Here is a 26,671-nt window from a genome sequence, read left to right on the forward strand (position 1 = left end):
TTGGCCCGGGAATAATATACCACGGCGATCGTACTCCACCCATGAGCGAGCATCCGACGACGATCCGTGAGTATGCCGACTACGCCTGCCCGTTCTGTTATCTCAGCCACCGCTCTCTCGACGACTATCGGCAAACGCGGGACGAACCGCTGGTCGTCGATTGGCGACCCTACGATCTCCGGGGCGATAGCCGCGACGCGAACGGCGATATCGATGGCGAGATGGGCTATCCGGAGCAGGTCGAGCAGCGCATCGAGCAGCTGCAGGCGGAGCACGACGCAAACGAGATGCTCACTCCCGACACGGTTCCGAAGATCGATTCGCGCGACGCACAGCTGGTCTCGTTCTTCATCAAAAACAACCACCCCGACCAGTGGATGGTCCTCAATGGCGCGCTGTTCGTGGCGCTGTGGGAGGACGGCCGCGACATCAGCGACGAGGACGTGCTTGTCGAGGTGGCGTCAAGCGTCGGTGTGGACGACGCCGTTCGCGACGTCTTCGCCGACGACGAATATCGAGAGCGACTCGCCGAGCAGTTCGACGACGCCCGTCACAACGGCGTCACGGACGTCCCGACCTTCGTCGCGGACGGCCGCACCGAGACGGGGTTCCTCTCGGTCGACGACCTCGATGCGTTCGTTCGCGACGAATAGCCGGGGATCCTCACCGACAACGGCGGCCTACATCGACTCGGGCGCGGCGACGCCGAGCAGGCCGAGCGCGTTCGCGACCGTTCTCCGGGCTGCGGCCACGAGCGCGAGGCGCTGTCTGCGCACCTCCCCGTCGGCCGAGAGCACGGGACACTCGCGATAGAAGGCGTTGAACGCCTCGGCGAACGTGCGCGTGTAGGTGGCGACGACGTGTGGGGCGAGTTCGTCGGCCGCGCGCTCGACGACCGCCGGGAATCGTGCGATCACTTCCAGTAATTCGCGTTCCTCGGCGGTCGTGAGCTCGCTTGCATCGACGATTTCGGGCGCGTCGTCGGCTTCCTCGGCCTCGTCGTCTCGCGGCGGGACCGCTCGACCCCCCGAGGCGCGTTGCGCCTCGCTGAGAATCCCGCAGGTCCGTGCGTGGACGTACTGGACGTACGGCGCGCTCTGGGCCTCGAAATCGAGCGCACGCTCCCACTCGAAGGTGATCGACTTTGCGGGCTGTTTCGCCACGATGTCGTAGCGCACCGCGCCGATGCCCACCTGGCGGGCGATGCGCGCCACGTCCTCCTCGTCGAGTTCGTCGTCGCGGATCCGCGAGTCGAGTCGTGATTCGACCTCCTCGCGGGCGCGCTCGATCGACTCGTCGAGCAGGTCGTCGAGATCGACGCCGGTGCCCTCGCGGGTGCTCATCCCGCCCTCGGGAAGGTTGATCCAGGAGTAGTAGACCGAATCCAGCTTGTCGGTATCGTTGCCGAGAATCGAGAGCGTCTCGCGGAGCTGTTCGGCTTGGAGTTTGTGATCCTCTCCCAGTACGGTGACGGCGCGATCGAAGTTGTCGAACTTCCACTCGTGGTGGGCCAGATCGCGCGTCGTGTAGAGGCTGGTCCCGTCCGAGCGGAGGAAGACGAGGTTCTTCTCGAAGCTCGGCAGTTCGAGCTGCCAGGCATCCTCCTCGTAGACGGCGTATTCGGTGTCCTTGAGCCGCGCGACGAGATCGTCGGTGCTCCCGTCGCGAATGAACCGGGTCTCTTTGACGAATTCGTCGAAATCCACGGGCAGGCGCGCGAGCGATTCGCGCATTCCCGAGAGTACACCGTCGACGACCGCCTCGACACGTTCGTAGGTCGCCTCGTCGCCCGCTTCGAGTCCTTCCAGAATCGCACTGATCTCGTCCTCGGCGTTCGCGCGCTCGCTCTCGCTGGCCTCGTCCAGGAACTCGTTGCCCTTGCGGTAGTAGCGCACGAGGTCGTAGTCGCCGCGCTCGCGCTCCGGATCGGGGAGGTCGCTTTCGGCGAAGGTCTCGTAGGCCCACGTGAACACGGCCATCTGCCGGCCGGCGTCGTTGACGTAGTAGTGACGCGAGACGTCGTAGCCGGCGAAATCGAGCACGTTCGCGATCGCGTCGCCGACGATAGGGTTGCGCGCACGGCCGACGTGGACGGGGCCTGTGGGGTTCGCGCTCGTGTGTTCGACGACGACCGTCTCGTCCTTCGCGTCGAGTCGGCCGAACCCCTCGTCACCGGCCGCCTGCAGGGTGTCGTCGTAGTAGGCCGGCGAGGGGTGGAAGTTGACGTACGGCCCGGACTGCGAGACCGATTCGATGTAGTCGTACTCGGTGGGATCGATCTCGGCGGCGAGATCGCCGGCGATCTCCGGCGGCGGTGCACCCACTTCTGCGGCTAGCCGGAAGGCGACGCTGGAGGCGAGCACGGCATCGACGGATTCGGGCGGGTCTTCGATCCCGGGGTCGGTCGGTTCGACGTCGAGCGCCGAGAGCGCGTCCGACAGCGCCGCCGCGACGTCGGCGCGAAACGAGAGGAACATACCCCCGCTTCCGTGGCTCTCACTAAATGCGTGTTGGGTTCTCCGCGCACCAGTACGCGAGTGCGCCGCGCACCGCAATCAAAGCCATACCTCGATGGCGAACGCGGCGACGAGAATTGCCGCGAGCGTACCGCCGACGAGTGCCGCGAGTTCGAACCACCGCCGCGGTGTCGGCTCGGTCCCGTGATCCATCGACTCCGGGCGTATGTAGGTGTATCCGGCCAGCACGAACCAGAAGGCTGCGGCGACGACGTTGCCGATTGTGTTGATTGCAATGCCCTCTGACAGAGCGTACCAGCCGCCGAGCAGTGCGAAGAACGCTCCACCGACGACATGGAGAAGCGCCATGAAATCCGCTCGCCGTATCTCCAACGGGAAGCGATTGGTATCCGCAGCGCTCATACTTCGTCTCGCTACGAGAAGGTCACAAATGACGGTGGCGGTTGCCCAACACTCACGTTATGTCAGTTCGAGCCACTGGCCGCTGGCAAAGGCTAAGTGGAAAATTTCACGAAACTTCTTCAGAGTATTCTTTCATCTGCGTTTCGATGAGGCGGTCATCACTCGCGTGACCTGTAAATGAACGAAACGCTTGTCCAATGCATTATTGCAGATGGCGCAGAATGCCGAATGCATGGAGCGTCTCTACGTATACAACGGTGCGCTCGCCATCGTGGGGATTTCGCTCGGATTTAACGCAGTGCCCTCGCTTCTCGCAGGAGAACGAAGTGTTTCGTTACTACTGATCGCAGTCGGCTCTTGTGGGATGATCGTCGCTGCCGTTTACCAGTCGCTCACAACTGATCCTGCCGAATTCACGATCTCCGCAGGTGCGCTCCTTACTTTGATAGGCGCTGCCTGTCTGTCTCTGGCTGGTACTGCCTTGGAGTTCTTGACTACACCGTAGGCACGTCCTTACTCCGCACTGCCCATTCGCCGGACGCCGCACTGAGAATGTAAAATTCGTCTACCATTCTTCCCCGAAAGCCGAGGGGTTTACTGTCGTCGACCCTATCGTTCGATGATTACTGTTCGCCCGCGCCTCGTATCATCACGTTTTCGGTACGCATACCATATCCGGCACGCTTATGCGGGACGACGCCTTTTATTCAGTCATGCCGATGGCAACCGAGGGCGCGATCGGGAACGACGAACTCGCCACCCTCAAGCTGCTGGCGCTCGACGGAGCGCTCGACAGCGACGTCAAGATTTCCTGTGCGAACCTCGCGGCCGACCTCGATGCCTCGACCCAGACCGCCTCCAGACGCCTCCAGCATCTCGACGACGCGAACTTACTCACCCGCGAGACCGTCGCCGACGGCCAGTGGGTCGCGGTGACCGAGGACGGCGAGCGCGCGCTGCGGGCCGAACACGCCGACTACCGACGCCTGTTCGAGGAGCACTCGACGATTTCGCTCGACGGGACGGTCACGAGCGGGATGGGCGAGGGTCGCCACTACATCTCGCTGTCGGGCTACATGGCGCAGTTCGAGGATCGACTGGGCTATGAGCCGTTCCCTGGGACGCTCAACGTCTCGCTCGCCGCCGAGAGCACTAGGACGCGGACGGCGCTTGACGCGGCCGAACCGGTCGAGATCGACGGCTGGGAGGACGACGAGCGAACCTACGGCCCGGCGTTTTGCTATCCCGCGACCGTCTTGTACGACGAGGCGGAATACGACCGTGCCCACGTCATCGCGCCCGAACGGACCCATCACGACGAGGACAAGCTCGAAGTCATCGCACCGGTGAAACTCCGCGAGGAGCTCGGGCTCGAAGACGAGGACCCCGTCACCGTGCACATCGAGGTGGCACCGTGACCTCGCGAACGAGCGATCACGCGGTCGATCACGGGAGCGCGGAGCCAGTCCAGCGCGCGATCGACGCGATGGCCACGGGCGGGCCGGTGCTCGTCCACGACGCCGCCGACCGCGAGGGCGAGACCGATCTCATTTATCCTGCCGATGCCGTCACGCCCGACTCGGTCGCGCGCCTGCGCAACGACGCCGGCGGGCTGGTCTGTGTCGCGCTCTCCGATCCCGTGGCCCGTGCGTTCGATCTCCCCTTCGCCCGCGAGGCGATCGATCACCCTGCGGCCGACGGGGGAAAACTGAGCTACGGCGACCGGTCGTCGTTCTCGCTGACGGTGAACCACCGTGACACCTACACCGGTATCACTGACGACGATAGATCGAAAACCATCACTGCGCTCGGTCGTGCGGCCGCCGCACCCGATGAGACTGATTTCGCCGACGAGTTCCGCGCGCCGGGTCACGTCCATCTGCTCCGTGGGGCCACCGAGGGAGTTGACGACCGCCGTGGCCACACCGAACTCGCGCTCGCGCTGGCCGATACGGCCGACCGACCGCCGGCGGTCGTCGTCTGTGAGATGCTCGATGATTCGGGCGGAGCGCTCTCGCCGGCGGGCGCGCAGGCCTACGCCGAGCGCAACGATCTGGTGTACGTCGAGGGGCGCGATCTCCTCGACGCCTTCCGTTAGTCGTCGGCGGCCGTCGCCGCGTCCGTCGGTGTGCGCTGGCCGGTGCCGCGACCCGTATAGGCCATCACGAACAGTACCGCCGGCGAGAGAAAGCCGAAGAAGTAGTACGGAACGAACGCCCACGAGGTGGCGAACCCGAGCACGCCGGCCATGTAGACCGCGCCGGCGTGCCACGGGAAGAGCGGGCCGGAGGGCGTGCCGGCGGCTTCGACCGCCCGTGAGAGGTCGGTCGTCTCCAGATCATACTCGTCGTAGAGGCTGCGCAGGCTGAGCCCCGGAACGACGATGCTCATGTACTGCTGGGCGGTGACGGCGTTGGTCACCATCGCGGCCACGCCCGTACCGGCGACGAGCGAGGCCGACGAGTCGATCGCCGCCGTGAGATGGTGGGCGAGCGTCGCCAATATTCCCGTGCGTTCGAGCAGTCCGCCCAGCGAGAGCGCGGCGACGACGACCGCGATCGTCCAGGCCGAGCCGGTGACGCCGCCCGCGGCGAGCAGTTCGTTGACGACCTCGCTCCCTGTTTCCGGGGCAGTACCGTTCAGAAAGACGTCCCACGCGCGGGTGAAGGAGACGCCCTGGGCGACAATCGTGGTCAGCACGCCCGAGAAGACGCCCGCGAGGAGCGACGGCAGCGCTGGTATGCCGTAGAGTGCGAAGCCGAACGTCACGAGCAGCGGAAGGAAAACGAGCGGGCCGAGCGCGTACGACGACGCGAGCGGATCGCTGATGGCGGCGACGTTCGCGCCGCTCGGGTCGATGACGACCGCGCCGAGGGCTGCGTAGGCGAGCACCGAGAGGCCGAACGCGACGAGCGTGCCCACGCGCATCGCGTTGATGTGGTCGTAGAGATCGCTGTCGGTGACGGCGGCCGCGAGGTTCGTCGTGTCCGAGAGGGGGCTCTGCTTGTCGCCCGCATAGGCACCCGAGACGACCGCACCCGCCGTCATCGGCGCGGGGATGCCGAGTCCCTCGCCGATGCCAAGGAAGGCGACGCCGAGCGTTCCCACCGTGGTCCACGAGGAACCGACCGCGACCGCGACGACCGCCGCGAGCAGCGCCGCCACGGGGAGGAAGATCGCCGGCGAGAGCAGCCCGAGGCCGTAGTACATCAGCCCCGGGATCGTGCCCGCGCTCGTCCACGTCGCGATCAGCCCGTAGATGACGAACAGGATGAGGATCGCCTGAAGCCCCATCCGTAGCCCGCTCGCGGCGGCCTCGTAGATCCCCTCCCAATCGTAGCCGAGTCGGTAGTGGACGAACAGCCCGGTGACGACGATCGCCCACAGCAGCGGCCCGTGCGGCGCGAGGCCGAGATAGCCCGAGCCGACGCCCAGGGCGACCACGACCGCACCGACCGGCACGAGCGCCTCGGCGAGGCTTGGCCGTTGCGACGGCGCGAGATCCTCGTAGGACAGCGGTTCGAACTCGCTCATCGACACCGGCTAATTCACGGAGGTAATTAAGCGACGCGGAATAATAACCAGAGCGTATTCCACATGTCTGCAGGCAAGGATTGCACGAACCGACACTCGTGGATTTAAGACGTGGCCAGCCGTTCGATCGGTATGAGCGGTTTCGATGACATGGACGTCGACACGATCTGGATGGACGGCGAGTTCGTCGACTGGGACGAGGCACAGGTCCACGTCCTCACCCACGGACTGCACTACGGCTCGGGCATCTTCGAGGGCGTCCGCTGCTACGACACCGAGGAGGGCCCGGCGATCTTCCGCTGGGACGAACACCTCGACCGGTTCTACAACTCCGCGAAACCCTACGACATGGAGATCGACCACTCGCGCGAGGAGCTCACCGAGGCGACGCTCGAACTCATCGAGCGTCAGGATCTCCAGTCGTGTTACATCCGCCCGCTGGCCTACTACGGCTACAACAGCCTGGGCGTGAGTCCACAGGACTGTCCCACCAAGACCGCCATCGCCTGCTGGCCGTGGGGCACCTATCTCGGCGAGGAGGCGCTCGAAAACGGCGTCGACGTGATGGTCTCGTCGTGGCGCAAACACGCCTCCAGCCAGGTCCCGACGAACGCGAAGACCACAGGACTGTACGTCAACTCGATGCTCGCCGGTGAGGAGGCCCGCCGCAACGACTACGTCGAGGCGATCGTCCTCAACAAGGAGGGCAACGTCGCCGAAGGGCCGGGCGAGAACATCTTCCTCGTCAACGACGGCGAGATCTACACGCCCGGCCTCGCCGAGAGCATCCTCGATGGTATCACCCGCCGGACGGCCATCACGCTCGCGCGCGATCTCGGCTACACGGTCCACGACGAGGCAGCCATCAGCCGCGGCGAGCTCTACACCGCCGACGAACTGTTCTTCACGGGCAGCGCCGCCGAGATCACCCCCATCCGTTCGGTCGACGACGTCACGATCGGCCCGGGCGAGCGCGGCCCCGTCACCGAGGAGCTCCAATCGAAGTTCTTCGAGGTCGTCGAACGCCGCACCGACGACTACGACGAGTGGTTCACCTACCCCTGAAGCCCCACCTTTTTGCTGCGAGGGGTCGCCTGCGGCGACCCCCGCTTGCAAAAATCTGGACCAAAAACTCCCGCTCGCTCACTCCGTTCGCTCACGGTGAACCGCGCTCGTTCCACTCGCGCGGATGCTACACTTTCCGCACCGACCGCAGAACCCCTCGCTCCCTCACATCCGTTCGGTCGCTCGCCCTTCATCCGCCGAGGCCCCGCGCCGCAGCGCAACCGCCGCCGGCCGCCGCCCGGCGCTTCAGCGGCCGTAGCCGGGCAGCACGTCGAGCAGGTCGTCGATCGCGTCGAGTTCGCGGTCGAGCTCTTCGACACCGGCTTTGTCCATTCGTTCGGGATTCGCGAGCACGTGCACTCGCTCGGTGCCGATTGGAACGAACCCACAGCCGAGGTTCGCGGCCGTCGCGCGCAGGCCGAGCCCGACGTCGGCATCGCCCGCGAGTATCCGGCGCGCGGGGCTCTCGTGGGCCTGGACGGTGAACTCGAACCCGTCGATCGCTTCGACGAGTTCGTGGCGCTCCATCCCGCGCTCGTCGGCGAGTTCCGCGAGCGCGTTCCCGAGGCTCGTCCGGAGTCCCGACTCGGTCGGCCGGTTGACGAAGCGTAGATCCTCGTCCACGAGCTCTCCAAGCCCCGTCACACCCTCCGGATTCCCGTCAGGCACGACGAGCCCCCATTCACGCGTCCAGCCGCCGATCTCGGTACCGATTTCGGTATCGATCGAACTCACACCGATGTCGGTCACGCCGTCGCGCAAGTAGCGCTGCCCGCCACGACTGCCCTGGCGCAGATAGCGCGGGCGATCTAGGCGATCGAGCAGTCGCGAGAAGAGTGGGTCATCCTCACCGACGCCGAACAGCGTCGGCGGGCGGACGTCCGGCGAGAACAGCTCGACCGTCACCCGCTCGCCCTCGTCGAGATAGTTGACGTCGGCCGGCATCGCGACGATCCCGTCCGCCTCGACGAGGCTCGTGGTCGCGCCGCTGCCCTTGTCGACGGGCGCGGCCAATAGTTCCCCGTCGCCGTTCGTCACCAATCCGATCGGCACGAGCCGGCGGCGACCGCCGTCGTAGCGTTCCCGACTCGCCATCCGCGCCTCGACGGTCGCCGTTTCGGGTTCCGGCAGTCCCGCAGCGCGGCGGATGGCCGGTGCGACGAACGTTCGGAAGATCGACAGCGCCGAGACCGGATAGCCCGGCAGGCCGACGTACGCCGCCTCGTCTAGCCGGCCGACGAGCATCGGCTTGCCCGGCTTGATCGCCACCCCGTGCAGGAACAGCTCGCCCTGCTCGTCGATGACGCGATAGACGACGTCGACGGCGCTCGCGGAGGTCGACCCCGACGAGAGCACGAGGTCGCACTCGTCGGCCGCCTTTCGAAGCACTCGCTCCATCGCGTCCATGTCGTCGCCCGCGTGTGGGTAGAGAATCGGCTCGCCGCCGGCCTCCCTGACGCCCGCCGCGGTCGTGTAGCTGTTCACGTCGTATATCTGCCCGCGCCCGCTGTCGAGCTCCCTGCCCGGTCGGACGAGTTCGTCACCCGTCGAGACGATGCCGACCCGCGGGCTCGCGCGCACGGGCACCTCGTCGATCCCGAGCGCCGACAACAGTCCGATCTCGCGGGCGGTGAGGTGCGTTCCGGGACCGAGCGCGCGCTCGCCGGCCGCGATGTCCGCACCAGCGGCCATCACGTTCTCGCCCGGCGTCACGGCGGTGTCCACGTGCACCGTCTCGTCCTCCTCGTCAGTTTGCTCGACGGGCACCATCGCGTCGGCCCCGTCGGGCATCACGGCCCCGGTGGCGATCTCGACGGCCTCCCCGCTTCCGGGATCGACGGCCGGGCGCTGGCCCGCTTCGACGGTTCCAACGAGGGTGAGCGTGACGGGATCGCCCTCGCTCGCGCCGAAGGTGTCTCGCGCACGGAGCGCGTAGCCGTCGAGCCCCGACCGATCGAACCCCGGCACGTCCAGGCCGGCATCGACCCGTTCGGCGAGCACTCGTCCGTTCGCCTCGGCGAGCGGCACGCTCTCGCTCCCACTGCCGATGTCGAGCCCGGCGATCGTCTCGTGGGCTTCCTCGGGGGATGCGAGATCGCGGAACTCCTTTCGTCCGCTCATGGCAGTTGCTCCCAGTGTTCGACGGCGACGGTCTCGCCGGCCGGCAGCCCCTCGCTCGATTCGGGGACGACGACCCAGCCGTCGGCGAGCGCGACGCTCGACAGGACACCCGCGCCGCCCGTCCGCACCGGCACGGCCACCGAATCGTCACCCTCTTCGTTCAACTCGACGCGCGCGAATGTCCGCGTCCCGGGCTCGCTCGGCAGTTTCGCGTCGAGTCGTGCTTCGGTCGCCGGCTGCGAATCGAGCGGAAGACGACCGATCCGCTTGAGCGCCGGTCGGAGCAACTGCACGGCGGTGACGATGGCCGCGACCGGGTAGCCCGGCAGTGCGAGCACGGGCGTGTCCTGGACGATCCCGATCCCGACCGGATGGCCCGGTTCGAGCGCGACGCCGTGGACCAGGAGTTCGCCGAGTTCGTCGATGATGGTGGGCACGAGATCGCGCTCGCCGACCGACGATCCGCCCGTAGCAACCACGATGTCCTTCGTCAGGTCGCGCTCGATGGCCGCCCGCAGCGCCGCCCGGTCGTCGGTGACGACCTCTCGGTAGGTCGCCTCGCCGCCCCAGCGCTCGACGTATCGCGAGACGGTGAGCCCGTTGGTCTCGATCGTCTCGCCCGCTTCCGGCTCGTGCTGGACGAGCTCCTCGCCGGTCGGGATCACGCCGGCGGTCGGCGGGTCGTACGTCTCGATCTCCCGCACGCCAACCGATTTCAACAGTCCGAGATCGGATGGACGGAAGCGATGGCCGGGCTCGTAGAGGCGTGTTCCCGCTTCGACGTCCTCACCGACGGGTGCGACGTTCGCCCCTTCGGCGACCGGCTCGTGGATCTCGATCTCCTCGCCGATCGCTTTTGTCCGTTCGACCATCACGACCGCGTCCGCTCCTGCAGGAAGTTCGCTGCCGGTGTGGACCCACGTTCCGGCTCTCGGGTTCGTCGTCTCGGCACGATCGAGAACGGCCGGCGAGCGCTCGCTCGCGCCGAAGGTGTCGCGTGCGCGCACCGCGAACCCGTCCATCGCCGCGCGCTCGTAGTGGGGCACGTCCCGCCGGGCATCGATCGCCGTCGCGAGAACGCACCCGTCGACCGCTTCGAGCCGGCGCGTCGTCGTGCGGTCGGTCGGCGCGAGGCGCTCTTCGAGACGCTTGCGCGCCTGATCGAGGCGCGTCAATTGCTTGAACCCCGCGGTGGCGTCGCTCATGGACGCTCTACGGACGGCAGTACAAAAACGTCTGGCGGGTCAGTGTAGGCCGGCGACGAGGATCGTCTCTTGGCGGACGACGAACTCCGGAGCGGACGAATCCCGCGTGTCGACGGTGAGGCTCGCGGCCCCGCCGTTGTCGACGTGGAGCTCGACCCGCAGCGTCCCGCTGTCGATCCCGGCCGACTCGATGGCGTACTGGCTGTCGCCGGCGACGGTGTGGCTGGCCGTGTTGACCACGCCGTCACCGCCGGTGATACGTACGTCGAGCGCGTGGGCGGCGTCGTCCTCGTTCCGAAGCACGACCGCAGGAGGGGTCCGTCCGTCGTTCGCCTCAATGCCGTTGCGCGGGGCCTGCGTCATTACTGTTCAGGATGACCGTGTCAGACAAGAAGGGTCCCGATGGTTGTGGACGGTTTCCCACTGTTTCGGACCGTTTCGGACCGTTCACCGATGGGATCGTCCGTTTCGACGGCCGCTATCGGGGGGTTTTTCGCCGTGGCGCTGCTTTGTCGCACCATGTCCGCGCTGTCGAACGCGCTGGGTGATCTCCCGGACCCGGTGTTCGCCGACCTGTACGAATCCGAGACGACGTATCTCATCGTCATCGACCTGCCCGGCGTGAGCAGCGAGACGCTCGACGTCCGGACGGAGGGAACGCACCTCCACATCGAAGCGCGTCGGGAGAAGAACCTTCCGATGGACTTTCGCTACCTGCGCGAGGATCGCCCGCTCTTTCTCGACACCGACCTCCCGCTGCCGCCGACCGTCGTCGCGAGCGAGGCCGACGGCTCGCTCGATCGCGGCACGCTCACGCTCCGCCTGCCGAAGCGCGAGGGCACCGACGAGACGACGATTCCGATAACGACCGGCGAGGGGCCGGGGTCGGCTGCCGAGACGTGAGGGTGCCGCAGTGAACGTCCGTGCGTACGGGCGATTTTTCGTCGTCGTCCGCCAGTTCTTCCCGCTGATCGTCGCCTATCTGCGCGATCGACGGCGCTACATCCTCTTCGGCGAACAGCGCGAGGTCACGAGCGCCATGCGTCGCGAGCGCGCGCGAACGCTGCTCGATACGCTGTTGACGCTGGGCCCGACGTTCATCAAACTCGGTCAGATTCTCTCGACGCGGCCGGATGTCCTCCCGCCCGAGTACGTCGCCGAGTTCTCGAAGCTTCAGGACGAGGTGCCGCCGGCCGACTGGAACGAGGCCGAAGTGGTCATTCGTGAGGAGCTCGGCCCGGCCGAGGAGGCCTTCGACAGTTTCGACACCGACGCCATCTCCGGAGCGAGTCTCGGCCAGGTCTATCGGGCCGAACTCGACGGCGAGCAGGTCGCCGTGAAGGTCCGCCGGCCGGGCATCGAGGAGCTCGTCGAGGCCGACCTCAAGGTGATCAAGTGGAGCCTGCCGATCATCATTCGGTTCATCGGCGAGGCACGCTCGTTCTCGCTCGAAACGCTCGCCGACGAGTTCGACACCACGATCCACCAGGAGATCGACTACGCGCGCGAGGCACGGATGTTGGAGGAGATCAAGGCGAACTTCGTGGGCAACGACGACATCCGCATCCCGAGCGTCGTCGAGAGCCACTCGACGCCGAGCGTGCTCACGATGGAGTACGTGAGTGGGACGAAGGTGACCGATACCGACGAACTCGACGCGATGGGCATCGATCGGACGGGACTCGCCGAACGCCTCGAACGCATCTACCTCCAGATGATCGTCGACGACGGCGTCTTCCACGCCGACCCCCATCCGGGCAATCTCGCGGTCAAGCCCGACGGCACGCTCGTCTTCTACGACTTCGGGATGAGCGGTCACGTCGAGGGCTACGTCCAGGAGAAGATCGTCGAGTTCTACATCGGCATCGCCAACCAGGACATCGACGCCATCCTCGATGCACTCGTCGAGATGGGCACGCTGAGCCCTGAGGCCGACCGCGAGACGATGGGCAACGTGATGGAGCTCGCCATTCAGGACGTGCGTGGCGAGGAGGTCGAACAGTACCGCATCCAGGAGGTCGTCGGCCAGGTTGAGGACACGATCTACGAGTTCCCGCTGCGCCTGCCCGCCAATCTCGCGCTGGTGCTCCGCGTCGCGACGGTCGTCGAGGGGGTCTGTGTTACGCTCGAACCGAACTTCGATTTCATCTCGGTCGCCACCGACTACCTCGTCGAGGAGGGCTATCGCGAGGAGGGGATCAAACAGTTCCTCGAAAACCGCGGCGAGGAGGTCCAGGACCTCGCAGAGGCGGCGATACGCACCCCGCCCAAACTGGAGCGGACGCTCGATTCACTGAATCAGGGCGAGCTCTCGGTGCATGCCGATCTCGACGACACCGACGGCCTGTTCGAGTCGCTCGCCAACCGTCTCATCTTCGGCGCGCTGTTGACCGCGGGCGTCATCTCGACGGCGATGCTCTACTCCTTTGCGACCACGGGCGCGACCGTCGTCGCCGCCGCCTTCTCGATCGGTGTCGCGCTCTTTCTCGTGCGTTCGTTCCGGAGCGGGCGCTCGGGGACGCGGGCGACCCCGGAGTTCACCCGGCAGGGACTCAGCCAGCAGCGCCCGAGCGAGGCGGAGGGAACCGGCGGTATCGAGGCGATGGCCGAGGCGGGTGAGGGCACGGAACCAGGGCCGGAATCGGAGCCGGTGGGAGCACCGACGGGTGACCCCGAGGGTGAGATCGAAACCGATTGAAAGGATGCGTCAGCCGCGATTTGAACGCGGGTCATCAGCATGGGAAGCTGAGGTGATACCAGGCTACACCACTGACGCGCGTTCCACGCTTGTGCGACCGGCATCATAACGATACCGGTCACGATCCACAACTGGTTGCAACGCAGTTCGCGTTGTCGGTGGAGTGAAACAAAACGTTTTTGGCCCACCGTAACCCGTAGCCGATAGGCTGGCAGCGGACCAGTCTGGAAAACCCCGAAGACAGGGTGATGCCACGCAACGGGGTCTTTTTTGCCGGTTGCGAACCTGCCTCCGAGCGGGAGCACCGTCGTCCCAACCATCGCTTTTGGGTCATCTGTAATGAGCTTTGTGGGGGTTTCGGTCGTCGATCGGATATACCGATTTGCCGGCAGTAGCGTTTTCCGCCGGTCGGCGTTTTCGGGTGTATGGAGATCGATCGACCTGGCGATCGCTCACGGCTCGGCTGGTGGCTGCTCGGCCTCGTGGTCGCGGCGACGGTGCTGTTCGTCGGCTACTCGTTCGTCGGAACGTTCGTGCTCGGCCTGTTCGTCTACTACGCCGTCCGACCGGTGAACCGCCGGCTTGAAAATCATCTGTCGAGCGGCCTCTCGGCCGCGCTGACGATGGTCGTCGTCGCGCTGCCGGCACTGCTGCTCGGCGCGTATCTCGTCGTCATCGGTCTCGGCCAGCTCAGCTCGCTCCAGGGGACGCCCGTCGCTGAGTACACGAAGTTCCTCCAGCCGTATCTCGATGTCTCGCAACTCCAGGGTGGGCCCGTCGACGCGCTCACCGTCCTCAGAAATCGGTTGAGCCAGTCCGGCGTCCTCCAGAAGGTGCTCAACCAGGGGCTGGGCGTGCTCTCGACGCTCTCCGGCGGCCTGCTCCACGTCTTCCTCTCGCTCGCGTTTGCCTTCTATCTTCTGCGCGACGAACACGACCTCGCGGCGTGGTTTCGTGCCGAGGTCGGCGATCGAGGAACGGCCCAGCACGCCTTCCTCTCGGCGATCGACCGCGATCTCCACTCGGTCTATTTCGGCAACGTGCTCACCGTGTTGCTCGTCGCGGTCGTGGCCGTCGTCGTTTACAACGGACTGAACGCCGTCGCGCCGGCGCAGCTCTCGATCCCGTTGGCGACGGCACTCGCGCTGGCGACCGGGCTCGCGAGCTTCGTCCCCATCGTCGTCGGCAAACTCGTCTACGTCCCTCTCGGCCTCTATCTCGCTGTACAGGCGTTTCGGACCGATCCCACGCTGCTCTGGTTTCCGGCTCTCTTTTTCGTCGTCTCGTTCGTCCTCCTCGACATGCTGCCGGTCATGTTTCTCCGGCCGTATCTCTCGGGCCAGAGCCTCCACACCGGGCTCGTGATGTTCGCCTATGTCCTCGGGACGGTCCTGTTCGGCTGGTACGGCCTGTTCTTCGGCCCGTTAGTCGTCGTGTTCGTCGTCCAGTTCATCAACGTCGTGTTGCCGGAGCTGTTTCATGGGCACTCGGTCGGGCCGGAGACGAGTTCGGCTACCAATGTCGGTTCCGTGCCAGCCGATACGGCCACGACGAGCGAGCCGTCCGATGGAGCGGACGATACGGCCACGACGAGCGACGCGGCCGACGGGGCGAGCGACGCGGGCTGAACGCCAGCTATCGACCGTCCCACCGTCCGTTCGTCGATCCGACGGTCGTGGATGTCGTAGGGGAACGGACGCTACCCGGATCGATCATGCAAATTCTTTATCACTGGTACGCTCGTGTGTCCATCCGTCCCAATGTCCGACAACTCTTCGCCCGCCGAGCGGACGGCCGCCGACGCGATCGATCCGTCGGTTCCGAGCACTGGGGACGCCAGAAAGCAACATCTGATGGGCTGTCTCGGTCGTTTTTTCTATCCCGTCGAGCTCGCCACCCTCGCGACGTACGTCGTGGCGAGCGAGCGCACGACCGCACTCGAATCGGTGAGCGACGACGAGCGGACGCGCGTCGCGATCCGCCTCCATCACGTCCACATCCCCGAACTCGTCGAGCGCGATCTCGTCGAGTACGACCCCGAAAGCCGGATGGCGATCGCGGCATCGGACTCGACCGCCGCGCCGGAACGCTCGCGGTGGTCGAACGTCCCCTGACGCGCCTCGCCACGCGTTTTTCGTCGGCCGATCGCCGTCGCTATCCCTGCTATCATCGGTCGTAACGTCGTATCCTGCTATTCAGTTCGGTGGCGTCAGATCGCGGCCGAACTCGTCGAAGACGTCGAGCGCCGGCGGAAGATCGGTTTCGAGACGACGCTGCTCGCGGCGGTCGGTGTTCGCGTCCTCGATCGGCTCGGCGACCGACTCCCAGCCGGGTTTGACGCGGATCGATGTCGCGGGCGTCCCGACGGCGACGTGGTGGGCCGGCACGTCGCGCTGGAGGACGGCCTTCGCACCGAGCATCGCGTTCTCGCCGAGACGCACGCCGGCCCGGACCATCGAGTCGTAGCCGAGGCGGACGTCGTCGTCAACGATCGTTCGGAAGTTCTCGATATCGGTCTGGTCGACGAGGTCGTGATCGTGGCTGTAGATGTGGGCGTCGTCGGCAATACTTACCCGGTCACCGATGGCGAGCTCTCCCCGATCGTCGAGATGGACGTCGTCGTGGATCACCGTGTTGTCGCCCATCGTGATGTTGTGGCCGTAGGTCATCGAGATTCCCTTGAACAGCCGGAGGTTCTCGCCCGCCTCCGCGAAGAGGTGATCGGCGAGCATCGCCCGAAAGCGCAGCGCGAACTCGACGTTGTCGGCCATCGGCGTGGCGTCGAACTGCCGCCAGAGCCACTGGAGATGCTTCGAATCCTCGAATTTCTCCTCGTCCTTTTCGGCGTAATATTCGCTTTCGAGCGTCGCGTTGCAGGGGTCGTAGCCCTGCAATCGCACCCGCTCGACCGGCGAGACGTCTTCCCCGTCCAGGAACCGTCGGTAGGCGTCGCCGTCGCCGTAGAGGCCGGCGAGCGTCTCGGCGACCACGGTACAGGTGTCTTCGGGTCCCGAGAGCCGCTCGTCGACGTCGGTGAGGAACTCCTCCAGGCCGGCTTCGGCGGCCGCCGGCAGCGTCACGTGGCGTTTCGTCATCGCCGAGAATTGTGATTCCGGGCCAATATGGCTTCCGTCATTGGCACTGATATGCCATGGTTGATGATATTAGTTTCCATGACGTTCGTGCTGTTGACGGTTCGGGAGGGGGGCGTGAGGGAGGTCGCAGAGAGGGGACGCGTACGAGTATTTATATCGGATGACACAGCCAGCCGCCATATGGGCAAACACGCTTTCAGCGACCTCAAATCCGCCGCCTACTGCCCACGGCAGTGTTACTATCGCCAGCAGGACGACGATCGCGGACCACCGCCAGCGGTCGAACAGCGCCGCGAACTCGCCTTCCGGTACGACGAGCTCCTCGCCGGGGCGGATCTCGCCGACGCACCGATCGCGGTCACGCCGACCCAGCTCAGGACGAACCTCTCGTGTGCGAAAGCTCGCTTCGACGCCTTCGACGAGCTCAGCGATCCCGCAGCTCGGGACGTGCTCCTCACGGGCAAGGACTGTCGCGGCATCGCCCACAAGATTTTAGCGCTCGACACGCCCGTCCCATCGCTCGTTTCGGCCGGCAGCCCACCTGAAAACGGTGTTTGGAAGCCTCAAACTGTGCACGCCGTCGCGGCCGCGAAGGCGCTCGCCTACGAACGCGAGACGCCCGTCGAGCGAGCGTTCGTCGAGTACCCGACCTACGGCGTGATCCGCGAAGTGGCGCTGACGACGCGGCGGAAGGCGGCCTACCGGACGGTGGTCCGCACGCTCGAGTCGATCGATGGTCCGCCGCCGCGCCTCGACGATCGCTCGAAATGCGAGCCATGCGAGTACCGCGAGGAGTGTGGCGTGAAGACGCGGTCGCTGCGCTCGTTGCTCGGCCTCGGCTAGTCGAGCCACGCCTCGATATCCGCGACCTGTGCCCCACGGCGGTGGATCGTGCCCGAGGAGACATCGACGACGCTGCTCTCGGTGCCCGGACATTCGCCATCGTCGAGGACGGCCCCGCAGGCCGTCCGCACCGATTCGCCGATCTCCGTGACGCGTCGCGCGCTCGGCTGCCCGCTCACGTTCGCGCTCGTCGAGGTGGCCGGGCCGCTTTGTTCGAGGAGTTCCTGCGCCACCGGCTGATCGGGCACGCGTACCCCCACTCGGGAGCGGCCGGCGGTCAGCACGTCCGGCACTTCCGGCCCCGCCTCGACGAGCACGGTGACGGGACCGGGCAGGAACTCGTGCATGAACCGCTGCTCGCGCTCGGTAGGCTCGGTGTGTGCGAGCGCCGCCGCGACGGTTGGCACGGCCAGCGAGATCGGCTTCTCGTGCGAGCGGCCCTTGACCGCGAAGACCCGTTCGACGGCGTCGGCGTCGAGCGCGTCGGCAGCGAGCCCGTAGACCGTCTCGGTCGGATAGACGACGAGCCCGCCCTCGCGGACGGTCTCGGCGGCAGCTGCAACGTCCGTCATAGCTCGTCGATGGCCGCCTCGATCGTGTCGTAGTCGGGGAAGGATGGCCACTCCTCGGCGACCCAGGCATACTGGATCGTCCCGTCCTCGTCGACGACGAACGCCGCGGGTCGTGGCTCCGCGATCCCGGTCATCCCGTCGAGATCGTTGACGATGTCGTATTTCTCGGCGACGCCGTTTCCGGGATCCGAGAAGAGTCGGGCGTCGACCCCTCGCTCTTGAATGAGCCGCTTGTGCTCGTACGGCGTCGAGATCGACAGGCCGACGACGGCGATCTCGTCGGTCCAGCCACGCTCTCTGATCTCGTTCCACGCATAGGTCGCGGGAAAGGCCCCGTCCATCGGGTGAAAGAGGAGGACGAGCGGGCCGTCCTCCAGCAGCGTCGAGAGCGAGACGTCCGTCCAGAGCTCGCCGTCGACGAGCGGGCGAGTGAAATCGGGGGTCTGGTCGCCCGCCTCAGGATGGTCGGTGGCGTCGAGCTCGACCACGTCGAACTCGACCATCAGGCGCGCTCCCCGTAGGTACCGTCGAGATATTCGACGATATTGGCGCTCTCGGCCATCGTCACGCCGGTGTTCGGGTCCACGACCGCGGGCACGGTGCGCTTGCCACAGGCGCGCTTGACCGCGTCGCGTTCGGAGTGTCGTGCCTCGACGAACCGCGATTCGTAGTCGACATCGAGTTCGTGCAGCCGGCGGACGACGCGCTCGCAGAACGGGCAGGCCTGCAGCCGGTAGAGCACGAGCGGTTCGGTCGTCTCGGTGGCTGTCGATCGGGTGGTGCTCACGGCGACGGTTGGGGCGAGATCGGCCTAAGAGCTTCGCCTCCCCAACCATGCGAACGTTTAATCCGGCCGGCGGGCAAGAGCGCCACGTTGATGCAACCTCTCGCGTTCGTGATGGATACGTCCGCTCCGATTGCCGTCGATGCTTTCGGCATCTCGCTGTCCAACGGAGCGTTCACCGCCATCGGCGTCGCCGTCGTCGTCGTCCTCATCGTCCTTTCGGCGTTTTTCTCCTCCTCGGAGATCGCCATGTTCTCGCTGGCCGCCCACCGCGTCGAGGCGCTTGTCGAGGAGGGCACGCCGGGCGCGGCGACGATGGCCGAACTCAAATCGAACCCGCACCGACTGCTCGTGACGATTCTGGTGGGGAACAACCTCGTCAACATCGCCATGACGTCGATCACGACGGGGCTGCTCGCGCTCTACTACCCACAGGGCGTCGCCGTCGCCATCTCGACGTTCGGCATCACGGCGCTCGTCCTGCTGTTTGGCGAGAGCGTGCCCAAGTCCTACGCCGTCGAGAACACCGAATCGTGGGCGCTGACGATCGCCCGGCCGCTGAAACTCGCCGAGTACGGACTCCTCCCGCTCATCGTCGTCTTCGACTATCTCACCCGCCAGATCAACCGCATCACCGGTGGCGGGTCGGCGATCGAGACCTCCTACGTCACTCGCGACGAGATCCAGGACATCATCGAGACGGGCGAGCGCGAGGGAGTCATCGCCGAGGACGAACGCGAGATGCTCCAGCGCATCTTCCGGTTCAACAACACCATCGCGAAGGAAGTGATGACGCCACGGCTCGACGTCACCGCCGTCACGACCGACACGAGCATCGAGGAAGCGATCGAGACCTGTGTCCAGAGCGGTCACGCACGCGTCCCGGTCTGTGAGGGCAGCCTCGACAACGTCATTGGTACTGTGCACATCCGCGATCTCGTCCGCGATCTCAACTACGGCGAGTCGGGCGATCTCGCCATCGAGGATCTCATTCGGCCGACGCTGCACGTCCCCGAGTCGAAGAACGTCGACGAGCTGCTCACGGAGATGCGCAGCGATCGTATGCGCATCGCCATCGTCGTCGACGAGTTCGGCACCACCGAGGGGCTGGTCTCGGTCGAGGACATGATCGAGGAGATCGTCGGCGAGATCCTGGAGGGCGGCGAGCGCGAACCCGTCGAGACGATCGACGAGGACACGGTGCTCGCCCAGGGCGAGGTCAACATCGAGGACGTCAACGAGGCGCTCGACATCGAACTGCCGGAAGGAGAGGAGTTCGAGACGATCGCGGGCTTCATCTTCAATCGCGCGGGCCGACTGGTCGAGGAGGGCGAAAGCATCGATTACGACGGCGTCGAGATCACGGTCGAGGCGGTCGAGAACACCCGCATCACGACCGCGCGCGTCCATCGGCTGCCAGAGACCGAACACGAACCCGTCGCGGTCGACGACGACCCTAGTTCGTCGTGAAGTCCGCCGTCGAGTTCTCGTCCGGCGCTTCGGTGCCCTCGACGGCTTCGGAGACCGCCGTCCGTTTTTCGGTCGTGACATGCCAGCGCTCGATCTCGTCGTCGTACTCGGCGAGGCGTTCGCTCACTCGCTCTTTGAGATCGTCGTCGTTGACGTTGACCTCGAAGACGTAGCCGGCGTAGTCGCCATCGCGGGCGTTGCCGGTTCGCTGGAGGTTCGCGCTGATGAGATCGTTATCGAAGTAGTAGGGCGCGACCTGCGTCATCACGTTTCTGTACACCGTGTCCTCGACGGTGCGGATCGCCTTCCGGCCCGCCGAGTCGGCCGCGCGGGCGACGTATTCGAGCGACTCGCTCCAGGAATCGACCGCCTCGTCGGTGTCGTCGAGCTTCTCGTAGGACTGTGAGAGCTTCTCGCCGGCGCTTTTGAGGTCCTCGTTCGGCCGTTTGCCGGCGCGCTCGCCCTCACCCTCCTCGATCGACGCCTGTTCGGCGGTCTTCTCGTTGACGTCCTCGTCGAGGCGCTCGTGGCTTTTCGGCCGCCATTCGTCCCACTCGTCGAACGCCTCGCCGTCGGCATCGAACTCGGCGAGCGCGCGCGTGATCCGCTCGCCGTGTTCGACGATCTCGTTCCATCCGCCGCGCTCTTTGAATCCGGAGATACTCTCTTCCATCGCGTTCCTCGTTATCGTCCGTAGGTGAGTCGCTGTACGAACCCGTCGAGTCTGTTCTTCGCCCCGGCGAGCCATGCCGACGGCGAGACACGTCGGAGTTCGTCTTCCGAGAGCTCGATGCGCGCGTCGGCGAACGGGTCGTCGTTCGCGCGCTCCGCGTCGCTCTTTCCCTCCGCCGCGATCTCGGTCACGGACGTCATGGCACACCGACCGCACGTCTCGCGGTCCGTTCCACCCATGCTCGCTTCCTATGTCGAGCGGCCGTTTAAGCGTTCGCGTGGCAGCGACCGTGTACTTTTGTTCGTCTCTCCCTTCGCCCCGATATGAGCCCTCGCGGCGACGACGCCGGCGATACCGCCCCCGAGGTGGACCCCGACCTGCCCGCCCTCGACGACGAGTATCTGACCAGCGTCGCCGAGCGTCTCCAGTTCAACTACGATCTCGACGCCGACCGGCGGGTTCACGGCGAGTCGTTCGCGCTCTCCGGCGCGCTCACGCTCGAAAGCCATAAGCAGTTCCTCCACTCGGCGCTTTCCTACGGCCATCACGAATCCGTCGAACAGCTGTACGCGCGCCGCTGTGACGGGGTGAGCGTGACCGATCTCGAAGCGCTCGTCGCGCTCGGTCACGATCTGGGTGCGGGGATCGACGCCGACGAGGAACATTTCAGCACGGAGTTCACTTTCGCCCTCGTCGCCCCACGAATTCCCGACGAGGTGCGCGAATTCGTCGCCGGCTTCAGCGACCGCACGCTGCTCAAATACGGCTATCACGGCCATTACGAGATCAACCTACTCGTCGTCGCGCCCGATATCGAGGAACTGGTCGCCAGCGAGAACGCTGAGGTCGCCGCCGCCTTCCGGCTCTGGGAGTCCGACGAACCAGAATCGAGCGGCCTGGCTGCACGGCTCGCCGGCCTGTTCGGCTGACACGCTCAGTCCGCCCCCACCTGTTTGCCCTCGGGTCGTTCGTCCGCGGGAAGCGAACGGACCAGCCCGATCCCGAACTGGAGGGCGGCCAGCCCAACGCCCAGCACGAGTAACTGGAGAGCGAGCCGGAGCCCCGGCGCGAGCGGGAGCCAGAACCCCACGCCGCACAGCGCCGCGAGCGAGACGACGACCGCCCACGCGCCGCTCCACGGATCGTAGCCCGCCGCCCGTTCGCTCCCCAGCGGGACGACCGAGCGGTGTTCGAGCGTGAGTCCGGTTGCGACGGTATAGACTCCGGCGAGCGTCGCCGCCAGCGCTCCATCGGCGACGAGCCAGCCGTAGGTCGCACAGCCGATCGCGAGACCGAGACAGCCACCGACGGCCCACGAGCGCCGCTGCATGCCGCTCGTTTCGATATGCTGACGCATAGGGTTTGCCCTCAGAACAGTCCGAACACGCCCAGCACCGCGTACAGCAGGTCACCGTAGACGAGTGCGAGACAGAGCCCGACGAACAGCGGGACGAGAAACGGGATGGCGGGCGTCACCCAGAGACGTTCGCGGCGCACGAGCGCGTCGAGTGCGGCCCGCAGGTGCGCCGGCGTCGTTCCGTACGCACTGCCCTCGACGGCATCGAGAAACGCCGCCGCGCCCCACGGATCGGCGCGCTCGCCGCCGTCCGTGAGCGGTTCGACGGCCCCGTCACCCGGCGTGGGTCGCTCCGCCGGGAGGCTCGCCGGGTCGCGCGAGCGATTGGGGCTCGCCCGGAGCGTTTCGACCGTCGTCTCGCGCCAGCGGAGATACATCCGCAGCGCGTCGAGATCGAGTCCCGCTTCAAGCCCGTTCGCGCGCGCGAGGAGTCGTCCGTGCGTTTCCGGCAACTCGCGCCAGCGGACGGGACGGCCGAGAAATCCGACCAGACCCACGCGTCCGGCGAGTGCATTGCGGGCGAACAGGACGAACGGCACCGCTCCTCCGACGAGCGCTGCGTTCGTCAACACCGTCAGTGAGAAGACGCCGCTGGTTTCGCCGAACGGCACCACTAGCGAATCGAACGGTCGATAGAGCGGTGTGAACGGAAAGAGCAGACAGAGCGTCGCGAGCGCCTTCGCGTCGGCACCGCCGAACGCACCGACCCGCCAGAAGAGCACGCCGAGCGGGGCGACGACGCCGAGACTGATGGCGAGTCGGAGTGCGACCATTCCGGGATCGACCGACACCGCGCCACGGAGAACGTTCGCAACGTCCCACGCCAGCAGCACCGCCCCGAGTACGAGCAGCGGCAGCCACGTCCGATTGGGGACGCGTCGGGTCCGAACGTCACGGACGGCTGCCCAGCCGAACAGCGGGAGCGAGAGCAGGCGCAGCAGATCCGGGAGCGCGTTCACGACACAGAGCCTCGGGGACGGTACAAAAACGCTTTGCCCGTTTCGGTCGGGATGGCTGCGATGTCCGATCAGGCGAGGAACACGTGCCGGGGCCGATCGGCGAGCACTTCGCGGCCGAAAGAGACCGTCTCGCGGAACTCGTCACTGCGGAAGAAGGCCATCGCGTCCTCGCGCGAGCGCCACCGGCTGGCGATGAACATGTCGTTCTCGTTCTCGCGGTTGACGAGCAGGTCGGTCTCGTCGTGGCCGTCCATCTCCGCGAGCAGATCGGTGACGGTATCGAACCGCTCGACGAACGCCTCGCGCTGGTCGGGTTTGGTCGTGTAGAACATCCCCATCGTGCCGAACCCGTCGTCGCCGTCGCCGCGCCCACGCGCGACGATCCCCGGGAGATCGGAGAGGAAGCCGCCGGCCGTCTCGGCCGCGCTCGCGGTGTCCCAGATGCTGACGACTGCCGACTCTCCACCGTCGGTGCTCGCGGTTTCACCGTCTTCTCGCGGGCTTTGCCCGCTCGAACGGTTCGCGGAGCTTCGCTCCGCGCTACTCGCATCCGAGGCGCTTCGCGCCTCGTTATTGCCGTAAACGGCGGTCTTCACGTGTGTATCGTAGTGCTCGAAGTTGCCGCGCAGTCCGGAGACGTCGTCGGCGAGTTCGTCGGGATCGGCCTCGGAGTAGAGCACCATCGCGTGGACGTCCTCGCCGTGGGGCTGGCCGGCATAGATCCCTTCTTCGTCGAGCACGTCGCGGACCGTCTCGCTCTCGTCCTCACTCGTTTCGTCCCCGTGATCGCCGTGTGGACTTCCCTCGCCGTGGCTCGTGTCCGCGCCGGCGTGATGATCGTCGCCGGTCGGGACCGGTTCGCCGGCAAGCACCGCGCCGAGGTCTTCGGGCGGGAACCGGCGACCGAACCGGAACCGACCGAACTCGCCGAAGCGCGAACTCGACGGGTCGAAGCGCATCTCGTAAAGCAGTTTCTTGATCTGTGCGGGGTCGTCGGCGAACAGCGTCACGCCCCACTCGTAGTCGTCGAGGCCGACGCTGCCGGTGATGATCTGCGTGACCTTGCCCGCGTAGTCGCGCCCGATGTCGCCGTGGCCGCTCATCAGGTCGGCGCGCTCGTCGAAGGGGAGGTCGTACCAGTTGTTCTCGGGCCCGCGGCGCTTGTCCATCGGATAGAAGGAGACGTACTCGCTGTCGGGGATGTCTGGCTCGAGCCGGGATTCGATGTAGTTGGCCATCCCCGTGTCTTCGACTTCCTCGCCCTCGAAGTATTCCTGTGACATGTAGCCCGACACCTCGGTCACGGAGAGATACGAATCGGTCTGCTCGGTGAACCCGGCGAAGGCCGTCTGTTCGAACCGGCGCTCGGCGGTGTCGAGGTCTGCGATCGACGGTCGGAGGTGGAGGAGCATGAGGTCGGCATCATGGCCGAGAACGCTGAAGACGGCCGATCCACCGGCATCGGCGTCCGTGAGTGCCTCGTGATCGCGGAGATAGTCGACACCCTCCTCGATGGCGCGGTCGCGCTCGCGCTCGGGGGCCGCCCGCCAGCCGTCCCAGTCGATAGTCCGAAAGTCGTGGAGCACGTACCAGCCTTCCTCCGTCTGCGGTGGCTCTCGTCGACTCATGTCGGCGATTCGGGCGAGTCGAACAAGGGTCTTGCGCGTTCGCCGCGGGCCGGGAGCCTCGGCGATGCTGCCGGATGCGCGGGGTGGCCGTATCGTCGGGCCTCCCGGCATGCGAAAGCAGACACTATTACATGCCATGCTCGCTATACCCCTGTGAGCCGATCCTCTCGCACCTCTGAACTATGAAGCATCCAACGTCGACCATCTCACTGGCTGAGCCGGGCGCACCGGCGACCGTATCGATCCGGAGGGACTCGTGAACAAGCGGTCCCTACAGCGTTGTTTCGTGGCGACGATCGTGGTCTGTAGCCTGGCGGTCGGCGGCTGTCTCACCCTCGATCCGACCGTCACGGCCGACACGAGCGATTCGGCGGTCTTCGAGCGGGTCGCGCCGAGCGAATCGTGGTCGAGCCAGCGGGTCCGTGCGAAGGCGACTCTCACTTCCTCGCCGTCGGCGGGCAACGTCTCGAAGATCACCGTCGTCGCGGCGAGCGGGACGAGCTTTTCGACAGCATCGATCGATCCCGGCCAGACGAACGTCTCTCTCGAACTCCCCGCGAACGAGAACGCGACGCTCGTCGCCAGCGATGCGGTCAACGGCACCACGATCGAGAAACTAAACGTGACGACCGGCGGTGACACACTACTATGATGTCCGCTCGACACAGTTGCGTCCGTCCGGGGTTTGGGGGGAATCGCCGATGAGTGATTCGACGACCGACGATCCGAACGGCGTCACGCGACCGGCCGACACGATGCGCGAACGCGTCGGCGAGAGCCGGGCGAAGATCTGGTTTCTCATCACGGCGAACCGGTGGTTCGTCACGGGGATCTTCCTGTTGTTGGCGTATGTGACCCTCGTCGTCCTCCACGTGTTCGGTCCGAGTTCGGTGCGCAAACTCGTCACGACGAGCGCCGTGACGTCGCTGTTCTCGTCGGTCATCATCGCGCTCATTACGAGCATCACGCTCGTGCTCTCGATCTCACAGTTCGTGCTCTCCGAGGAGATCGACACGCTCGGGACGCAGCGCGAACAGATGCGAAACGTGACCGAGTTCCGCACCGACGTCGAGGAGCGAACGGGGATCGCGGCCGCACCGGCCGAACCGTCCCGATTCCTGCGGACGCTCATCGAATCGGCCGATCAGCGCGCACGCCGTCTCAAAGAGGCCGTTACCGAGGGTAACGACGATCTTCAGGAGATCGCGAGCTACGCCGACGGGATTTTAGAGCACAGCCAATCCGTGACGGACGAGCTGAAAGGCACCGATTTCGGCTCGTTCGACGTCCTGTTGCCCGTGATTAACTACAACTATTCGTGGAAGATCCACGCGGCGCGCAACCTCCGGGCGAAATACGCCGATTCGCTCTCCGAGGAGGCCGACGAGAGCATCGACGAGCTCATCGAGGCGCTGCGCTTTTTCGGGCCGGCGCGCGAGCACTTCAAGACGCTCTACGTGCAGTGGGAGATCATCAACATCTCGCGGGGCGTCCTCTATGGGGCGATGCCGGCGCTGGCGATCGCCGCGTACATGATGCTCTCCTTCGACGCCGCGCGACTGTTCGGTACCACCCTGTTCGGTATCGACGCCGCGTTCCTGTTCACCAGTGCGATGTACGTGCTCACCCTCTCGCCGTTCGCGGTGGTGCTTTCCTACGTCATGCGCGTGCTCACGGTGATCAAACGAACGCTGGCGATCGGTCCGTTCGTGCTCCGGGAGACCGACCAGCTCGAATCGGCACGCTACGACGAACTCTCCGAGGTCAAAGAGGGTGACAAATGATCCG

General features: G+C 65.9%; 29 protein-coding genes and 1 tRNA gene. 14 read left to right on the top strand and 16 right to left on the bottom strand.

Going from position 1 to position 26,671, the window contains the following annotated elements; all coding sequences use genetic code 11:
- Positions 1–41 precede the first annotated feature (41 nt).
- A complete protein-coding gene (locus NO363_RS00105) occupies positions 42–653 on the top strand; it encodes a DsbA family oxidoreductase (RefSeq protein WP_256685989.1) in 612 nt (203 codons plus the stop codon).
- 27 nt (positions 654–680) lie between these two features.
- Here NO363_RS00105 and argS read toward each other — a convergent pair whose 3' ends face one another.
- Together argS and NO363_RS00115 are read right to left on the bottom strand one after the other, a co-directional pair.
- On the bottom strand, positions 681–2,477 hold the full coding sequence (argS, locus tag NO363_RS00110) for an arginine--tRNA ligase (RefSeq protein ID WP_256685990.1): 1,797 nt from the start codon (positions 2,475–2,477) through the stop codon (positions 681–683).
- A 78-nt stretch (positions 2,478–2,555) separates the two neighbouring features.
- Complete coding sequence (locus NO363_RS00115) at positions 2,556–2,825, bottom strand: hypothetical protein (protein WP_256685992.1); 270 nt, start codon at positions 2,823–2,825, stop codon at positions 2,556–2,558.
- Between the two features lie 286 nt (positions 2,826–3,111).
- On the opposite strand from NO363_RS00115, the gene NO363_RS00120 reads away from it, so the two are divergent.
- The 3 genes from NO363_RS00120 (at position 3,112) to ribB (ending at position 4,977) form a co-directional block, all read left to right on the top strand.
- The gene (locus tag NO363_RS00120) at positions 3,112–3,384 is read left to right on the top strand and encodes a hypothetical protein (protein WP_256685993.1); all 273 of its coding nucleotides are present in this window, start codon (positions 3,112–3,114) and stop codon (positions 3,382–3,384) included.
- 208 nt (positions 3,385–3,592) lie between these two features.
- Positions 3,593–4,297, top strand: a complete 705-nt coding sequence (locus tag NO363_RS00125; RefSeq protein WP_256685995.1) for a DUF120 domain-containing protein — start codon at positions 3,593–3,595, stop codon at positions 4,295–4,297.
- Entirely contained in the window at positions 4,294–4,977 is a 684-nt protein-coding gene (ribB, locus tag NO363_RS00130; RefSeq protein WP_256685996.1) for a 3,4-dihydroxy-2-butanone-4-phosphate synthase, read from the top strand. Before NO363_RS00125 ends, ribB begins: the two co-directional genes overlap by 4 nt.
- Here ribB and arcD read toward each other — a convergent pair.
- Positions 4,974–6,413, bottom strand: coding sequence for an arginine/ornithine antiporter ArcD (arcD, locus tag NO363_RS00135; RefSeq protein WP_256685997.1), 1,440 nt, complete (start codon positions 6,411–6,413; stop codon positions 4,974–4,976). The genes ribB and arcD overlap by 4 nt on opposite strands.
- Before the next feature lie 132 nt (positions 6,414–6,545).
- Here arcD and NO363_RS00140 point away from each other — a divergent pair, with 132 nt between their 5' ends.
- Positions 6,546–7,478, top strand: coding sequence for a branched-chain amino acid transaminase (locus NO363_RS00140; RefSeq protein ID WP_256685998.1), 933 nt, complete (start codon positions 6,546–6,548; stop codon positions 7,476–7,478).
- Between the two features lie 246 nt (positions 7,479–7,724).
- On the opposite strand, the gene NO363_RS00145 is transcribed toward NO363_RS00140, so the two are convergent.
- The 3 genes from NO363_RS00145 to NO363_RS00155 are packed head-to-tail and all read right to left on the bottom strand — an operon-like array spanning position 7,725 to position 11,167.
- The gene (locus tag NO363_RS00145) at positions 7,725–9,599 is read right to left on the bottom strand and encodes a molybdopterin biosynthesis protein (RefSeq protein ID WP_256686000.1); all 1,875 of its coding nucleotides are present in this window, start codon (positions 9,597–9,599) and stop codon (positions 7,725–7,727) included.
- Entirely contained in the window at positions 9,596–10,804 is a 1,209-nt protein-coding gene (locus NO363_RS00150) for a molybdopterin molybdotransferase MoeA (RefSeq protein WP_256686002.1), read from the bottom strand. Before NO363_RS00150 ends, NO363_RS00145 begins: the two co-directional genes overlap by 4 nt.
- A gap of 39 nt (positions 10,805–10,843) precedes the next feature.
- Positions 10,844–11,167 carry a hypothetical protein gene (locus NO363_RS00155; protein ID WP_256686003.1) on the bottom strand — a complete coding sequence of 108 codons (324 nt, stop codon included), beginning with the start codon at positions 11,165–11,167 and terminating at the stop codon, positions 10,844–10,846.
- A gap of 156 nt (positions 11,168–11,323) precedes the next feature.
- On the opposite strand from NO363_RS00155, the gene NO363_RS00160 reads away from it, so the two are divergent.
- Both NO363_RS00160 and NO363_RS00165 read left to right on the top strand, forming a co-directional pair.
- Positions 11,324–11,707: an Hsp20/alpha crystallin family protein gene (locus tag NO363_RS00160; RefSeq protein ID WP_256686005.1), complete on the top strand. Its 384-nt coding sequence runs from the start codon at positions 11,324–11,326 to the stop codon at positions 11,705–11,707.
- Between the two features lie 10 nt (positions 11,708–11,717).
- Entirely contained in the window at positions 11,718–13,502 is a 1,785-nt protein-coding gene (locus tag NO363_RS00165; protein ID WP_256686006.1) for an ABC1 kinase family protein, read from the top strand.
- 5 nt (positions 13,503–13,507) lie between these two features.
- Here NO363_RS00165 and NO363_RS00170 read toward each other — a convergent pair.
- Positions 13,508–13,580: transfer RNA gene (locus NO363_RS00170), tRNA-Gly, on the bottom strand.
- A 347-nt stretch (positions 13,581–13,927) separates the two neighbouring features.
- On the opposite strand from NO363_RS00170, the gene NO363_RS00175 reads away from it, so the two are divergent.
- Both NO363_RS00175 and NO363_RS00180 read left to right on the top strand, forming a co-directional pair.
- A complete protein-coding gene (locus tag NO363_RS00175; RefSeq protein ID WP_256686007.1) occupies positions 13,928–15,130 on the top strand; it encodes an AI-2E family transporter in 1,203 nt (400 codons plus the stop codon).
- Positions 15,131–15,262: 132 nt separating this feature from the next.
- Positions 15,263–15,616 carry a DUF7344 domain-containing protein gene (locus NO363_RS00180; protein ID WP_256686008.1) on the top strand — a complete coding sequence of 118 codons (354 nt, stop codon included), beginning with the start codon at positions 15,263–15,265 and terminating at the stop codon, positions 15,614–15,616.
- Between the two features lie 81 nt (positions 15,617–15,697).
- Here the strand turns inward: NO363_RS00180 and NO363_RS00185 are convergent, their stop codons facing one another.
- Entirely contained in the window at positions 15,698–16,597 is a 900-nt protein-coding gene (locus NO363_RS00185; RefSeq protein ID WP_256686010.1) for an acyltransferase, read from the bottom strand.
- Between the two features lie 180 nt (positions 16,598–16,777).
- Here NO363_RS00185 and NO363_RS00190 point away from each other — a divergent pair, with 180 nt between their 5' ends.
- Entirely contained in the window at positions 16,778–17,440 is a 663-nt protein-coding gene (locus NO363_RS00190; protein ID WP_256686012.1) for a CRISPR-associated protein Cas4, read from the top strand.
- Here the strand turns inward: NO363_RS00190 and NO363_RS00195 are convergent.
- Genes NO363_RS00195 through NO363_RS00205 form a run of 3 tightly spaced genes read right to left on the bottom strand, consistent with a single transcriptional unit; the run spans position 17,437 to position 18,799 of the window.
- Positions 17,437–18,012, bottom strand: coding sequence for an L-threonylcarbamoyladenylate synthase (locus NO363_RS00195; RefSeq protein ID WP_256686013.1), 576 nt, complete (start codon positions 18,010–18,012; stop codon positions 17,437–17,439). The two genes, NO363_RS00190 and NO363_RS00195, sit on opposite strands and share 4 nt — an antisense overlap.
- Complete coding sequence (locus NO363_RS00200; RefSeq protein WP_256686014.1) at positions 18,009–18,515, bottom strand: redoxin domain-containing protein; 507 nt, start codon at positions 18,513–18,515, stop codon at positions 18,009–18,011. The genes NO363_RS00195 and NO363_RS00200 overlap by 4 nt, the downstream gene beginning before the upstream one ends.
- Complete coding sequence (locus tag NO363_RS00205) at positions 18,515–18,799, bottom strand: glutathione S-transferase N-terminal domain-containing protein (RefSeq protein ID WP_256686016.1); 285 nt, start codon at positions 18,797–18,799, stop codon at positions 18,515–18,517. Before NO363_RS00205 ends, NO363_RS00200 begins: the two co-directional genes overlap by 1 nt.
- Positions 18,800–18,889: 90 nt before the next feature.
- Here NO363_RS00205 and NO363_RS00210 point away from each other — a divergent pair, with 90 nt between their 5' ends.
- A complete protein-coding gene (locus tag NO363_RS00210; RefSeq protein WP_256686018.1) occupies positions 18,890–20,266 on the top strand; it encodes a hemolysin family protein in 1,377 nt (458 codons plus the stop codon).
- Here the strand turns inward: NO363_RS00210 and NO363_RS00215 are convergent.
- Both NO363_RS00215 and NO363_RS00220 read right to left on the bottom strand, forming a co-directional pair.
- Positions 20,253–20,939 carry a DUF5828 family protein gene (locus NO363_RS00215; protein WP_256686020.1) on the bottom strand — a complete coding sequence of 229 codons (687 nt, stop codon included), beginning with the start codon at positions 20,937–20,939 and terminating at the stop codon, positions 20,253–20,255. The two genes, NO363_RS00210 and NO363_RS00215, sit on opposite strands and share 14 nt — an antisense overlap.
- 11 nt (positions 20,940–20,950) lie before the next feature.
- On the bottom strand, positions 20,951–21,178 hold the full coding sequence (locus NO363_RS00220) for a DUF8007 family protein (RefSeq protein WP_256686021.1): 228 nt from the start codon (positions 21,176–21,178) through the stop codon (positions 20,951–20,953).
- Between the two features lie 84 nt (positions 21,179–21,262).
- On the opposite strand from NO363_RS00220, the gene NO363_RS00225 reads away from it, so the two are divergent.
- Positions 21,263–21,868 carry a DUF8052 family protein gene (locus tag NO363_RS00225; protein ID WP_256686022.1) on the top strand — a complete coding sequence of 202 codons (606 nt, stop codon included), beginning with the start codon at positions 21,263–21,265 and terminating at the stop codon, positions 21,866–21,868.
- A gap of 5 nt (positions 21,869–21,873) precedes the next feature.
- Here the strand turns inward: NO363_RS00225 and NO363_RS00230 are convergent, their stop codons facing one another.
- The 3 genes from NO363_RS00230 to NO363_RS00240 form a co-directional block, all read right to left on the bottom strand.
- Positions 21,874–22,269 (bottom strand): sterol desaturase, encoded by a 396-nt coding sequence (locus NO363_RS00230; protein WP_256686023.1) that lies wholly within the window; start codon positions 22,267–22,269, stop codon positions 21,874–21,876.
- A 38-nt stretch (positions 22,270–22,307) separates the two neighbouring features.
- On the bottom strand, positions 22,308–23,255 hold the full coding sequence (locus tag NO363_RS00235) for an A24 family peptidase (RefSeq protein WP_256686025.1): 948 nt from the start codon (positions 23,253–23,255) through the stop codon (positions 22,308–22,310).
- A gap of 68 nt (positions 23,256–23,323) precedes the next feature.
- Positions 23,324–24,883: a heme-binding protein gene (locus NO363_RS00240; RefSeq protein ID WP_256686026.1), complete on the bottom strand. Its 1,560-nt coding sequence runs from the start codon at positions 24,881–24,883 to the stop codon at positions 23,324–23,326.
- Between the two features lie 286 nt (positions 24,884–25,169).
- Here NO363_RS00240 and NO363_RS00245 point away from each other — a divergent pair, with 286 nt between their 5' ends.
- Both NO363_RS00245 and NO363_RS00250 read left to right on the top strand, forming a co-directional pair.
- The gene (locus tag NO363_RS00245; RefSeq protein ID WP_306169488.1) at positions 25,170–25,535 is read left to right on the top strand and encodes a hypothetical protein; all 366 of its coding nucleotides are present in this window, start codon (positions 25,170–25,172) and stop codon (positions 25,533–25,535) included.
- 49 nt (positions 25,536–25,584) lie between these two features.
- Entirely contained in the window at positions 25,585–26,667 is a 1,083-nt protein-coding gene (locus tag NO363_RS00250; protein WP_256686028.1) for a DUF7972 family membrane protein, read from the top strand.
- Positions 26,668–26,671 lie beyond the last annotated feature (4 nt).

Origin of the sequence: Halococcus qingdaonensis (genome assembly GCF_024508235.1) — an archaeon.
Taxonomy (GTDB): Archaea; Halobacteriota; Halobacteria; order Halobacteriales; family Halococcaceae; genus Halococcus; species Halococcus qingdaonensis.

What these genes read in the sequence shown, in the direction of transcription:
- NO363_RS00225 (WP_256686022.1), top strand. Translation starts at nt 21,263, where the DNA reads ATGAGCCCTCGCGGCGACGACGCCGGCGATACCGCCCCCGAGGTGGAC.
- NO363_RS00185 (WP_256686010.1), bottom strand. Translation starts at nt 16,597, where the DNA reads ATGACGAAACGCCACGTGACGCTGCCGGCGGCCGCCGAAGCCGGCCTG.
- NO363_RS00215 (WP_256686020.1), bottom strand. Translation starts at nt 20,939, where the DNA reads ATGGAAGAGAGTATCTCCGGATTCAAAGAGCGCGGCGGATGGAACGAG.
- NO363_RS00120 (WP_256685993.1), top strand. Translation starts at nt 3,112, where the DNA reads ATGGAGCGTCTCTACGTATACAACGGTGCGCTCGCCATCGTGGGGATT.
- argS (WP_256685990.1), bottom strand. Translation starts at nt 2,477, where the DNA reads ATGTTCCTCTCGTTTCGCGCCGACGTCGCGGCGGCGCTGTCGGACGCG.
- NO363_RS00250 (WP_256686028.1), top strand. Translation starts at nt 25,585, where the DNA reads ATGAGTGATTCGACGACCGACGATCCGAACGGCGTCACGCGACCGGCC.
- NO363_RS00160 (WP_256686005.1), top strand. Translation starts at nt 11,324, where the DNA reads ATGTCCGCGCTGTCGAACGCGCTGGGTGATCTCCCGGACCCGGTGTTC.
- NO363_RS00200 (WP_256686014.1), bottom strand. Translation starts at nt 18,515, where the DNA reads ATGGTCGAGTTCGACGTGGTCGAGCTCGACGCCACCGACCATCCTGAG.
- NO363_RS00210 (WP_256686018.1), top strand. Translation starts at nt 18,890, where the DNA reads ATGCAACCTCTCGCGTTCGTGATGGATACGTCCGCTCCGATTGCCGTC.
- NO363_RS00150 (WP_256686002.1), bottom strand. Translation starts at nt 10,804, where the DNA reads ATGAGCGACGCCACCGCGGGGTTCAAGCAATTGACGCGCCTCGATCAG.
- NO363_RS00180 (WP_256686008.1), top strand. Translation starts at nt 15,263, where the DNA reads ATGTCCGACAACTCTTCGCCCGCCGAGCGGACGGCCGCCGACGCGATC.
- NO363_RS00115 (WP_256685992.1), bottom strand. Translation starts at nt 2,825, where the DNA reads ATGGCGCTTCTCCATGTCGTCGGTGGAGCGTTCTTCGCACTGCTCGGC.
- NO363_RS00140 (WP_256685998.1), top strand. Translation starts at nt 6,546, where the DNA reads ATGAGCGGTTTCGATGACATGGACGTCGACACGATCTGGATGGACGGC.
- arcD (WP_256685997.1), bottom strand. Translation starts at nt 6,413, where the DNA reads ATGAGCGAGTTCGAACCGCTGTCCTACGAGGATCTCGCGCCGTCGCAA.
- NO363_RS00175 (WP_256686007.1), top strand. Translation starts at nt 13,928, where the DNA reads ATGGAGATCGATCGACCTGGCGATCGCTCACGGCTCGGCTGGTGGCTG.
- NO363_RS00195 (WP_256686013.1), bottom strand. Translation starts at nt 18,012, where the DNA reads ATGACGGACGTTGCAGCTGCCGCCGAGACCGTCCGCGAGGGCGGGCTC.
- NO363_RS00230 (WP_256686023.1), bottom strand. Translation starts at nt 22,269, where the DNA reads ATGCAGCGGCGCTCGTGGGCCGTCGGTGGCTGTCTCGGTCTCGCGATC.
- NO363_RS00190 (WP_256686012.1), top strand. Translation starts at nt 16,778, where the DNA reads ATGGGCAAACACGCTTTCAGCGACCTCAAATCCGCCGCCTACTGCCCA.
- NO363_RS00240 (WP_256686026.1), bottom strand. Translation starts at nt 24,883, where the DNA reads ATGAGTCGACGAGAGCCACCGCAGACGGAGGAAGGCTGGTACGTGCTC.
- NO363_RS00145 (WP_256686000.1), bottom strand. Translation starts at nt 9,599, where the DNA reads ATGAGCGGACGAAAGGAGTTCCGCGATCTCGCATCCCCCGAGGAAGCC.
- NO363_RS00220 (WP_256686021.1), bottom strand. Translation starts at nt 21,178, where the DNA reads ATGGGTGGAACGGACCGCGAGACGTGCGGTCGGTGTGCCATGACGTCC.
- NO363_RS00155 (WP_256686003.1), bottom strand. Translation starts at nt 11,167, where the DNA reads ATGACGCAGGCCCCGCGCAACGGCATTGAGGCGAACGACGGACGGACC.
- NO363_RS00125 (WP_256685995.1), top strand. Translation starts at nt 3,593, where the DNA reads ATGCCGATGGCAACCGAGGGCGCGATCGGGAACGACGAACTCGCCACC.
- NO363_RS00105 (WP_256685989.1), top strand. Translation starts at nt 42, where the DNA reads ATGAGCGAGCATCCGACGACGATCCGTGAGTATGCCGACTACGCCTGC.